Annotated in this window: 10 protein-coding genes; 5 read left to right on the top strand and 5 right to left on the bottom strand. The window is 62.1% G+C overall.

From position 1 onward, the window contains the following. Positions 1-261 (bottom strand): hypothetical protein (locus tag GPL81_RS30745; protein WP_160109846.1); only part of this gene is annotated, 261 nt, incomplete at its 3' end. 235 nt (positions 262-496) lie between these two features. Continuing rightward, positions 497-1,078, bottom strand: coding sequence for a chorismate mutase (locus GPL81_RS30740; protein ID WP_160109845.1), 582 nt, complete (start codon positions 1,076-1,078; stop codon positions 497-499). A gap of 144 nt (positions 1,079-1,222) precedes the next feature. On the opposite strand from GPL81_RS30740, the gene solA reads away from it, so the two are divergent. Then, positions 1,223-2,401 (top strand): N-methyl-L-tryptophan oxidase, encoded by a 1,179-nt coding sequence (solA, locus tag GPL81_RS30735; protein WP_160109844.1) that lies wholly within the window; start codon positions 1,223-1,225, stop codon positions 2,399-2,401. A gap of 9 nt (positions 2,402-2,410) precedes the next feature. Here the strand turns inward: solA and GPL81_RS30730 are convergent, their stop codons facing one another. Then, the gene (locus GPL81_RS30730) at positions 2,411-2,701 is read right to left on the bottom strand and encodes a DUF7693 family protein (protein WP_160109843.1); all 291 of its coding nucleotides are present in this window, start codon (positions 2,699-2,701) and stop codon (positions 2,411-2,413) included. A 171-nt stretch (positions 2,702-2,872) separates the two neighbouring features. On the opposite strand from GPL81_RS30730, the gene GPL81_RS30725 reads away from it, so the two are divergent. Next, positions 2,873-4,219 carry a hypothetical protein gene (locus tag GPL81_RS30725; protein ID WP_160109842.1) on the top strand — a complete coding sequence of 449 codons (1,347 nt, stop codon included), beginning with the start codon at positions 2,873-2,875 and terminating at the stop codon, positions 4,217-4,219. A gap of 265 nt (positions 4,220-4,484) precedes the next feature. Here GPL81_RS30725 and GPL81_RS30720 read toward each other — a convergent pair whose 3' ends face one another. Beyond that, positions 4,485-6,080 carry a winged helix-turn-helix domain-containing tetratricopeptide repeat protein gene (locus GPL81_RS30720; RefSeq protein ID WP_160109841.1) on the bottom strand — a complete coding sequence of 532 codons (1,596 nt, stop codon included), beginning with the start codon at positions 6,078-6,080 and terminating at the stop codon, positions 4,485-4,487. A 256-nt stretch (positions 6,081-6,336) separates the two neighbouring features. On the opposite strand from GPL81_RS30720, the gene GPL81_RS30715 reads away from it, so the two are divergent. The 3 genes from GPL81_RS30715 (at position 6,337) to GPL81_RS30705 (ending at position 9,903) form a co-directional block, all read left to right on the top strand. Next, positions 6,337-7,098 (top strand): SDR family oxidoreductase, encoded by a 762-nt coding sequence (locus tag GPL81_RS30715; protein ID WP_160109840.1) that lies wholly within the window; start codon positions 6,337-6,339, stop codon positions 7,096-7,098. 88 nt (positions 7,099-7,186) lie between these two features. Further along, positions 7,187-8,314: an HlyD family secretion protein gene (locus GPL81_RS30710; protein WP_160109839.1), complete on the top strand. Its 1,128-nt coding sequence runs from the start codon at positions 7,187-7,189 to the stop codon at positions 8,312-8,314. Then, positions 8,311-9,903, top strand: coding sequence for a DHA2 family efflux MFS transporter permease subunit (locus tag GPL81_RS30705; protein ID WP_160109838.1), 1,593 nt, complete (start codon positions 8,311-8,313; stop codon positions 9,901-9,903). Before GPL81_RS30710 ends, GPL81_RS30705 begins: the two co-directional genes overlap by 4 nt. Before the next feature lie 344 nt (positions 9,904-10,247). Here the strand turns inward: GPL81_RS30705 and GPL81_RS31290 are convergent. Continuing rightward, the coding region (locus tag GPL81_RS31290) for a hypothetical protein (protein ID WP_218585676.1) at positions 10,248-10,441 on the bottom strand (194 nt) is incomplete at its 5' end.

Genomic DNA, 10,441 nt, shown 5'->3' with positions numbered 1-10,441 from the left:
GTCGGAGCCATCGGCGGCGACACGGTTGCCTTGCAAGTGGTCGGAGCCATCAGCCGCCACAGCGCGTTTTTCAAGCAGGCGATCAGAACCGCCCTCAGCCACACGTTTTTCGATCAGGCGATCAGAACCACCTTCAGCCACACGGCTTTCAATCAGACGATCCGAGCCGCCTTCAGCGACTACAGGTTGAGCCGGGGTCGCGGCGAAAGCGTTCACTGCGAAGATCGAGAAAGCGATGCTGAGGAGGGTTTGGCGTTTCATGATCGTGTGCTCCAGGGTGTTGTCGGTGGGTATGGAGCTGATGTTACGCCGCACAGTTTTTAAGAGAACTTCATTGAGTCAATGGTGACTATTGATGCGGTCAATGGATGCACGGAACCGCTCTCTGTAGGAGCCGGCTTGCTGGCGAAGGCGGTGTTTGCGTCACCATCATTGTTGAATGACACACCGCCTTCGCGAGCAAGCTTTGCTCCTACAGGTCCCGGTGTTTGTCCCTTTATTGATCGGTGACGCACAGCTCCCCGGTCGCGCGGATCAACGCCTGGCCATGCAGGGCGTCCTTGATCAGGCCGGAGCGTTGTTCGGCCAGCCAGTTGGGGCATTCCGGGTCGACGCGATAGGGTACGAAGTCGGCGTATTGCTGCAACAGACGGGTTTGTAGCTCATCCAGTTTTGGCCGCAATTGGGTCAGGTCCGGTCGAGGCAGGTCGGGCGCCTTGTGCGCCGCTTGCCATTGCGCGATCAAACCGTACTGCACCAATTTGTTGGCTTCGATCTGCGCGGCGATCAGTTCCGCGGCTTCATCCGGGTCCAGGCTGCGCTCGACGGCCTGTTTCCTGGCGTTGGTGATCACCAACGCTTCCCGAGCGCCATCCTGGATCGGTTTGCCACTGTCCCACTTGGTCAGCGCCACCTGATCGGCGATGTTCAGGCGCTCATTGATGGTGGCCAGCAATGGCTGCAAGGAATCGGGCGCCGTGGAAGGGGCCGCGTGGGCGACGCTGGTGAGTGAGCAGGCCGCCAGTAAAGCGGGTAGCGTGCAAGTCAGCAGTTGCGACAAGCGTGAGCAGTGGAACATAAGCAAACCTCTTGGGCGTGGGGTGCGCATCACGCAATGTGTAACACAGCCGAATCCGATGAACGATAGTTCAACGGGCTCTTTCGCACAGACCTGGCTTTGGTGCAGGCTGCAACCTTGTCGTTTTTACCCAGGGAGGCGTAGATGGAAGACAGATATGACGTTGCGGTGTTGGGCATGGGGGCAATGGGCGCCGCCACCCTTTATCAATTGGCCAAGGCCGGGGTCAAGGCGATTGGCATCGACCGCCATCATCCCCCGCACGACCAGGGTTCAAGCCACGGCGATACGCGGATCACCCGGCTCTCGGTGGGCGAAGGCGCAGCCTATCTGCCTATTGTCCGCAACTCGCACCGGATCTGGCGCGAGCTCGAAGCATTGTCCGGCGAGTCGTTGTTCGAGCAGTGCGGCGTGCTGGTCATGACCTCCCGTGCCGACTATGACCCGAACGATCAAAGCGATTTCACCCAGCGCACCCTGCAACTGGCAAAAGCCAATGGCATCGAACATGAGGTGTTGTCAGCCGAGCAGATTCGCCAGCGCTTCCCGCAGTTTTCCCCGGTACTCGACACCGCTGTCGGGTACTTCGAACCCAGCGGCGGCTACGTCCGGCCCGAGCGCTGCATCGCGGTGCAATTGCAACTTGCCGAGGCGCGTGGCGCCACGCTGCTCAAGGGTGAAACCGTCACGCAGATCACTTCGCACGAGCAGGGCGTCACCATCATCACCGACCAGCGCACGATCCACGCCGACAAGCTGGTGATCAGCGCCGGCATGTGGTCCAAAGCCCTGCTTGGCCAGCCCTTCGACCGCTTGCTCCGGGTCTGTCGGCAGAAGCTGTTCTGGTTCGAACTGGAAGAAGGCGCCCGTTTCGCCCCGGTGTCGCCGACCTTCATCTACTACCACGGCTCAGGCGACGATGCCTCGAACTATGGTTTTCCGCCGTTGCCCGGCGAGGGCAGCCTGAAGGTCGCCACCGAGCAATACAGCGAAGAATCTTCGCCAGACACGCTGGACAGAACCATCAGCGCAGCCGAAGCCCGGGACATGTACGACAGCCATGTGCGCGGCAAAATCGCCGGCGTCAGCGCGCGGGTGGTCAAGTCGGCGGTGTGTGCCTACACCGTCACCCCGGACAGCCACTTCATCATCGACGAACACCCGACCCTCAAGCACACGCTGGTGGTGTCCGCCTGCTCGGGGCATGGCTTCAAGCATTCCGCGGCATTGGGTGAGGCACTGGCGCAGTGGTGCGTGCAGGGTAGCAGTGAGCTGGACTTGTCGGCGTTCTCACTAAAACGCTTTGACGGGTTACTGGATTGATCGGTCGGTTCATCCAGCGGCGAGCAAACGCTCAACCTGCGCCAGCTCCCAGGTACTGAGCAAACTCACCGGGTCGGTGCCGTAGCGCTGCCCGCCGTCGAACACCCGGCCGTCCGGGCTCTGGCAATTCAGGCAGTGGCGCAGGTGCACACCGTCCACATCAAGGGTCAGGCGCCAGCCTTCGATGTCGACATGTACCGGGCCGGTTTCGGGCTGCTCTTCAAGGCGCTTGAGTGGGCGAAGGCCCAGGGCGGCGTCGCGCAATGACTGGTAAACCTCGCGGGCGGTCAGGGGCGGCACAGGTGTCTCCGGTGTGTTTGCGGGAGACACAGGATAGATGAACGACTGATCGATGTTGAGCAAGAAAAAGCCCGGCTGATCAGGCCGGTGCAATATTCGGCCTACACTCATCAACGGACGCTGCAATCGCGGCGGCGACGGGATTCGATGACAACGCACGAGCAGGCGCGGATGAAACCCATCAAATTGATCGTATCCGGTCTGGCACTGACTGCCGCAAGCTTTTGTGCTCACGCCTATGAATCCGATCTTCACTACGGACTGACCTACTGGCTGGCCACTCAAGCGGGCTTCGATCCCCTGCAAAGCCAGGAAATCGCACGGCAAAACGAACTCACCGACACCGGCATGCTCGACGCCAAGCATGCCATTATCTGGGACCTCTGCATCCTGCAGGATACAAAAGCCAGCTTGCTGACCCGGGCACTTCATTTCCGTGCCAAGCGTGAGCCTCCGGCGAGTCCTGCAGAGCGACCGGTCAATTCCACCGCTCGTTATGCAATGGGGCAGTCAGACAGCATAATTTTCGAGCACCATCATGAAGACCCGGATCTTCAGAGCAAATTCGGTCAGGCGCTCCATGGCTGGCAGGACTCTTTTTCCCACGCGGGTGTCAGCAATACCTTCTTCCTGTGCCCGGACAACTGGATCTGGTCGCACCCGGTCGACAAGGGCAGTGTGTTCTCCCACGCCGCGGATCAGACCTGGATGGACGTGAAGAAATGCACGATGGCAGCGTCCAGCACCTATGACCTCCTGTTACGGTTTCGAGCGCCGTTGACACTCGGTACTAAACCCAAGGATTGGAAAGACCTGGCAGCGCCGGTTGAAGCCTTTTGCCGGGCGTCGACCAAGGTGCAAAAAGCAGGCTGGTTCAAGGCCGAACACGTGCCCCAGGCCGAGGCCATCGCGAAAAACACCAGCCTGGACGACGGCGGCCACAGTTTCTACAAGGCGCCCAGGATTGACTTGCGCCGTGGCGTTCCATCGCTCAATGCGGTCCCGGCAAACGTTCCCGAGTATGAGCAACAGGAACCGGGCTGGCTGCCGGCTATCGAGATGGATGAGAAGCTCCAGGCGTTGCTGATGAATCCGCAGACCAACGCGTCTCCGCAGGCGCAAGCCTATGCGCGGGGATTCCTGAAGGCCTGGCTCACCGCACCGCCGGACCAACTACCGGAGGCACTTGCTCCGTACCTGGGCAAGAGAGTCCTCAGTCAGGATGACGAGTTGATCACCCGCTTGCGGCGCCTGCGCCTTAAAGACCAAGGACACCCGGAAGCGGCGAATGCCAAGTCAGGGCGCATCAACCCGGACGATTACGTCACGCTCAATGGGGACAACTGGACCACTGGGCTGATCCCGGTCCGCGGGTTGAAAACCGAAGCACTCGTCACCGACTGGGGACATGAAATCCTGGTAATCGCCATTCTGAGAAATGCCCCCAACGAAGTGCTGATGGTCGTGACCACCCAGGATTTTGAACCCAAGGCGATATCGAGTCTGATTTTTCACTGAGTGTTGCTGCACGGGAGCAGGTCCCCCCGATCCCCTGTAGGAGCTGGCTCGCCAGCGAAGACGGCGGATCAATCAACATCAATGCCGCCTGATACACCCCGTCGCCGGCAAGCCGGCTCCTACACGAATCACACCTACCTGTAGGAGCTGGCTCGTCGGATCGCCGCACCGCAGCGAAGACGGCGGATCAGTCAACAAGGGTGTTGAATGCAACACCGCTTTCGCGAGTAGGCTCGCTCCCACCCGTTCTCCAATCTCGCTGCAGTCATTCAGGCAACCCGGCCAACCGCAGTCCTTCGGCGAACCGCGTGAGGTCCTCGGGCCGTTGGATGGGTAGCCACTCCTTCAGTCCGGAGATACGCAACGAGGGATCCAGCTCTCTCACGCGCTGCATCGCCAGCGTCGCTTTATCCGTTCGTCCGCTGAGTGCATGGCAGGCCGCCAACAGGGCCGCCGGAGGCAGCAGGGTGGGCAGGTTCCTCAATGCTTTTTCCGCCCAGTCCGTCGCGCAGTCAAAGCGCCCGGCAAAGAAGTGCGCGATCGCCATCCCCACTTGCATCCTGAACATTTCCGGATCCAGCGGACTCAAGCGAACGGCATGGGTCAGGTTCTCGATAGCGGCCTCTGTTTCACCGCGCAGCGCGCGCAGGATGCCGCCCAGATACCAGGCGGGGGCGAGGTTGGGGTTGAGCAGGCGCGCCCGGTCGAGCAAGGCAATGCCGCCATCGACATCGCCGGCGAGGTGGCTGAGCGCATGGCCGCCGCGGGTCAGTGCCACCGCGTCATCGCGGCCAAGTTCCACCGCCAGCCGCGCGAGCCGCACGCCCTCGGCGATCTCTTGAGCCCTGTCGGTCATCCAGCCGTTCAACTTGCGCCAGAAATGGCACCAGGCGGCCATGCCGTAGGCCGATGCGAACTCGGGATCGAGCTCGACGGCCTTGTAGAACAGCGGCAGCGCCTGCTCGATGGCTTCACGGGTGCCGTTGTGCAGTTTTGCCATGCCGCGCAGGTAGTAATCGTAGGCATCCAGGCTGTCCGTCGGTTTGCGCTTGGCGCGTTCGATTTCCGCCCGCTCCAGCTGCGGCGCGATGGCACCGACGACGCTTTCGGCGATTTGATCCTGCAACTCGAAGATGTCATCGAGCAGACCTTCGAAGCGTTCCGCCCAGATGTGCATCCCGCTCTTGGCGTCGATGAGTTGCCCGGTGATGCGCACCTTGTTCCCGCACTTGCGCACGCTGCCTTCCAACACATAGCGCACGCCAAGTTCCTGGCTGACGCCCTTGACGTCCACATCGCGGCCTTTGTAGGTGAAGCTCGAATTGCGCGCGATGACAAACAACCAGCGGATGCGCGACAGGGCGGCGATGATGTCCTCCACCATGCCGTCGGCGAAATACTCCTGCTCCGGATCGCCGCTCAGGTTGTGAAAGGGCAGGACCGTGATGGAGGGCTTGTCCGGCAGGCTGAGAGTGGATGGCTGCGTTTGTGTTTCGGCTGGTACGGGATCACTGATGTCCGGTACTTGCGATGGTCGCATTTCACCGGTTTCGTCGACCTTGAGCTGGCCGACGAAACGGTAACCCTTGCGCGCAATCGTGCGAACCAGGCGCTGCTCCTCACCGGTATCGCCGATGGCCTTGCGCACCGCATTGATGTGGCTGGTGATGGTCGATTCCGAAACGATGCGCCCGGCCCATACGGCCTCGAGCAGGTCGTCCTTGCTGACGACCCGCTCGTGGTGGCTGACGAGCAGCAGCAACAGATCGAAGACCTGCGGGCCGACAGTCACGACCTGGCCGCGCAAGGTCAGCTCCCGGCGCTCCGGATCGAGTACGTAGTCTTCAAACGCGAATGGCACGGTGAGTATCCCCTGGTCGGATGCCCTCGACTTCGTGTCCGAGCGGGTGTGGGTGCGTGAGGTCGATGATACGGCAGCGCGTAGCGACCTGCACCGTTCCCGGCTGGACAGCCCGGTCGCACTCCAGTCACGTTGGACGAAAAACCAAGCTTCTCCAAAGGCAAACTCAAGGCCCGCACAAGGACTTGCCGGACCCGCGCAGGCACTCTGCATCTACCCCGGCGGCAATGTTGCCGCCGACAAGCGGAGAGAAGCCATGAAGATCGTCGTCATCGGAGGCACCGGCCTCATCGGATCGAAACTTGTGAAGAATTTGCGCGAGCGCGGCCATGAAGCGTTCGCTGCCTCGCCCAACACGGGCGTCAACAGCATTACTCGCGAGGGCCTGGCCCAGGCGATGGACGGCGCCGATATCGTCGTCGACGTGTCCAACGCGCCCGTTTGGGAGGACCAGGCGGTGCTTGATTTCTTCGAAACCTCTACCCGAAACCTGCTGGCTGCCGAAGCGGCTGCCGGCGTGCGTCATCACGTGGCCCTGTCGATTGTCGGCACCGAACGGCTGCCCGAGAGTGGCTACTTCCGTGCCAAGGTCGCCCAGGAAAAACTGATCAAGGCGTCACGCATCCCTTACACCATCTTGCGGGCCACGCAGTTCTTCGAATTTGTCGGCGGCATTGCGCAATCGGGTACTGTCGGCGAAGAGATTTTCCTTTCGCCCGCGCTGATCCAGCCAATGGCGTCCGACGACGTGGCCGCGGCGTTGACCGATGTCACCCTTCAGGCCCCGGTCAATGGCACGGTGGAAGTCGCCGGTCCCGAGGCCATGCCGCTCGATGAGCTGGTCAGGCGCTTCCTGCGCATCACCCGGGATTCACGCAAGGTGGTGCCGGACGTGAATGCACGCTACTTCGGCGCACTGCTCGACGACCAATCACTGACCCCCGGCAAACAGTCACGCCTGGGTGTCATCCACTTCGAAGACTGGCTTGGTCAGTCGGTGGCCCAGACCGCCCGCTGAAGTTTCCAACGTTGCAACAACCCCGGCAGCAGGCGACTGCTGCCCGGTGGTTGCCGCAGGTTATTGGCACTGCACAGGAAACAGGACCATGAACTCGCTCCAGGACAAGGCCGCCATAGTCACCGACGCCAGCGCCACTGCCCCTGTCGTCGTGGTGCGGCGAAGCAAGAAAAAAATGATCGGCATACTGCTGTGCGTCAGCGCCGTGGTGGTCGTGGCGGGTGGATGGGTCATGTCGCTGACCAGTGGCGCGACCTCGACCGACAACGCCTATGTGCGCGGCGACGTCACCTCGCTCGCGGCCAAGGTGGCTGGCTACGTCACGGCGGCGCAAGTCGAAGACAACCAGAGCGTGCGCGCCGGTGACGTGCTGTTTCGCATCGATGATCGCGATTACCGCGCAAAGCTGGCGCAAGCCGAGGCCAATGTCAGCGCGGCCCAGGCGCGGCTGAGCAACGTCGATGCGCAAACCCGGCTTCAGAGCGCGCTGATCCGCCAGGCCGAAGCCCAGCGACGTTCGGCCGTGGCCAGGATGAACCTGGCGACCAAGACCCAGGATCGCAGCCGCAAACTGATCCTCAGCAACGCGGTCAGCCAGGCCCTGGTCGATGAAAGCGACGAAGCACGATACCGCGCCGACTCGGCGGTCTCCGCCGCTTCGGCGACGGTCGAGGCGCAACAGCAACGCATCGTCGTGTTGGTGGCCCAGCGCGAAGCGGCGGTTGCTGCCGTGGCCCAGGCCCAGGCCGCACGGGATCTGGCGCAGATTGATCTCGACAGCACCGTGGTGCGCGCGCCGGTGGATGGCGTGATCGGTAACCGCCAGGTGCGCATCGGGCGGTATGTGACACCGGGCGTGGCTTTGCTCGATATCGTGCCGGTCCATGACGTGTGGGTCGTGGCCAACTTCAAGGAAACCCAGCTCGAACACATCCAACCCGGGCAGCGCGTGCGCATTACCGTCGACGGCTATCCCGACACCGCGCTCGAAGGGGTGGTCGACAGCTTCGCGCCGGGCAGCGGGTCGGCGTTCAGCCTGCTCCCGGCCGACAATGCGACCGGTAACTTTGTGCGGGTCGTGCAGCGCGTTCCGGTGAAAATCCGCTTGGCCCACAATCCGCTGCCGGGGCGCATCGTGCCCGGCCTGTCGGCACGGGTGGATGTGACGCAAAGTGATGCTGCGCAACAGAAAGTGGCACAAGGGGAAGGATCATGAGCACGGTTGCAGCTACCCAGCGCAGTAACGCCCATGCCACGACCGGCGTCCTGCTCATGGCGGGCATCGTGCTGGCCGCGCTGACAGAAGCGATAGCCAGCACCGTGCTGTCCCTCGGACGCAGCGACATCATCGGCGACACCTATGCCACACCCGACGAATTCGCCTGGCTGGATGTCGGTTATACCGCGTTCAAACTGATCGGCTTCATGACCGCCGCCTGGTTGCTAAACCGCTTCGATCCGCGTCGCGTGATCGTCAGCGCCGTCCTGGTCATGGGCCTGGCCTGCGGCCTGGCCGCCATCTGCACGCGCCTGGACCTGCTGATCGCGCTGCGCATCCTGCAGGGCTTCGCCGGCGGCACCTTGCTGGTCGGTGGCCAGACGCTGATTTTTTTCGCCTTTGCACAATCCCGCCAGCCGATCCTCCAGGCCCTGTTCGCCATGGGCTCGGTGGTCGCGCCCGCCACGCTGGCCCCGGCCCTGCAAGGCTGGTTGATCGACAGCCAGGACTGGACCTGGATCTTCTTCAGCGTCGTACCGGTGGCACTGGCGGCCGGCGGACTGTTACTGATTGCAGACAGCCCGATACCCGCCAGGGTCCGGCAACGCCCGTTTGACTGGATCGGCTTCCCGCTGATCTCTCTCAGCCTTTGCTGTTTGACCTACGTCTTCAGCCAGGGCGAACGTTGGGACTGGTTCGAAGAACCGCGCATCCTCTGGCTGAGCGTGATTGGCACTGCTGCGCTGCTGGCATTTCTGGGTCAACAAATATTGGCCAGGGGCCAGGGCCTGCTCGATTTCACTTTGTTCAAAACGGACGATTTTTCCTTCGCCTTTATCGTCAGCTTCGTTGCCGGCGCCGCATTGTTCGGCAGCGCATTTGTGATCCCGGCCTTCGCCCTGTCGGTCCTTGGGTTCACGCCCACCGAAGCCGGCCTGCTGCTGTTGCCCAGTGGCGCATTGTTCATCGGCGCATTGCTCATCGCCGCCTTTCTGTTTCAGGTACGCCACGTGGCGCCGTTCGCCACCGTGCCCTTTGGCATTCTGATGATCATGATCGCAATGTGGATGCTCGCAGGCTCCACCAGCGAAAGCGGCGCGGACGACATGATGGCTGCCATCCTCTTGCGCGGCCTGGGCCTGGGTTTCCTGTTCCTGTCGATCACCTTGATCGCCTTCAGCGATCTCAACCGCCGCAACCTCGCCGGCGGCATCGGCCTGTTCAACACGGGTCGCCAGCTGGGCGGCCTGATGGGTGTCGCCGGGCTCCAGACCCTGATCGAACACAACGTCGCCGCCAACGTCGCCGTCCTCGGTACCCACGTCACCCCAGGGACGGCCAGGGTGATCGAACGCCTGACCACCACCACCGCCATGCTGTCGGTAAAAGGCATGGAAACCCTGGCCGCCGGCCGTGGGGCGGCGAGTCTTTTGGGGCGGTCGGTATCGGGCCAAGCCACAGTGATCGCCTTCGACTCGGCGTTTTTCGCCGTAACCCTGCTATTCGCCGTGGCCGCGCCCTTGCTGGTCGCCATCAAAATCGGATTTGCGCGGCGCGCCAAAGCGCGTGCTGCGCGAACGGCGTGAGGCAGCCCGGTCCGGCTGTCCCGATTCCCTGTAGGAGCTGGCTTGCTAGCGAAGGCAATGGATCAGCTGACGAAGGTGTTGAAGGCCGTGTCATTGAACGGGGGTGAAGCAGGGGGAATGGTGGTTGGGTAAGTCAGACATTGGCCCTGTGGCGAGGGAGCTTGCTCTTGTAGCGCTCGAGTACGGGAACGGTGCAACGGGAGCAAGCTCCCTCGCCACAGGGTCATTGACTGTTTTTGGTTTGGTTGAGGTGTCTGTGAGAAGTGGGGAGAGCGTAGCTGTTAGCCATCATCCTGGAGCGTGCGACGTCGTTCGGGGGAAACATTGGCAGAAATAGAGGCAAGTCATGCAGAATTGCCGGGGTGGCGTTGGGAACCAACCGTATTGCAACCGGTCTTGCCGTACAAACACGAAAAAGCCCGGCTGATCAGGCCGGGCTTTTTTGTGTCCTGCGATGTTGCGATTCGGTCAAGCGACGCGGTTGCCTTGCAGGTGGTCGGAACCATCGGCAGCGACACGGTTGCCTTGCAGGTGGTCG

The sequence above is a fragment of the Pseudomonas izuensis genome (assembly GCF_009861505.1).
Taxonomy (GTDB): Bacteria; Pseudomonadota; Gammaproteobacteria; order Pseudomonadales; family Pseudomonadaceae; genus Aquipseudomonas; species Aquipseudomonas izuensis.
This window is presented reverse-complemented; position numbering and strand designations above follow the sequence as displayed.

Coding starts and splice junctions, on each gene's coding strand:
- GPL81_RS30715 (WP_160109840.1), top strand. CDS start 6,337: ATGAAGATCGTCGTCATCGGAGGCACCGGCCTCATCGGATCGAAACTT.
- GPL81_RS30740 (WP_160109845.1), bottom strand. CDS start 1,078: ATGTTCCACTGCTCACGCTTGTCGCAACTGCTGACTTGCACGCTACCC.
- GPL81_RS30705 (WP_160109838.1), top strand. CDS start 8,311: ATGAGCACGGTTGCAGCTACCCAGCGCAGTAACGCCCATGCCACGACC.
- GPL81_RS30710 (WP_160109839.1), top strand. CDS start 7,187: ATGAACTCGCTCCAGGACAAGGCCGCCATAGTCACCGACGCCAGCGCC.
- GPL81_RS30725 (WP_160109842.1), top strand. CDS start 2,873: ATGAAACCCATCAAATTGATCGTATCCGGTCTGGCACTGACTGCCGCA.
- solA (WP_160109844.1), top strand. CDS start 1,223: ATGGAAGACAGATATGACGTTGCGGTGTTGGGCATGGGGGCAATGGGC.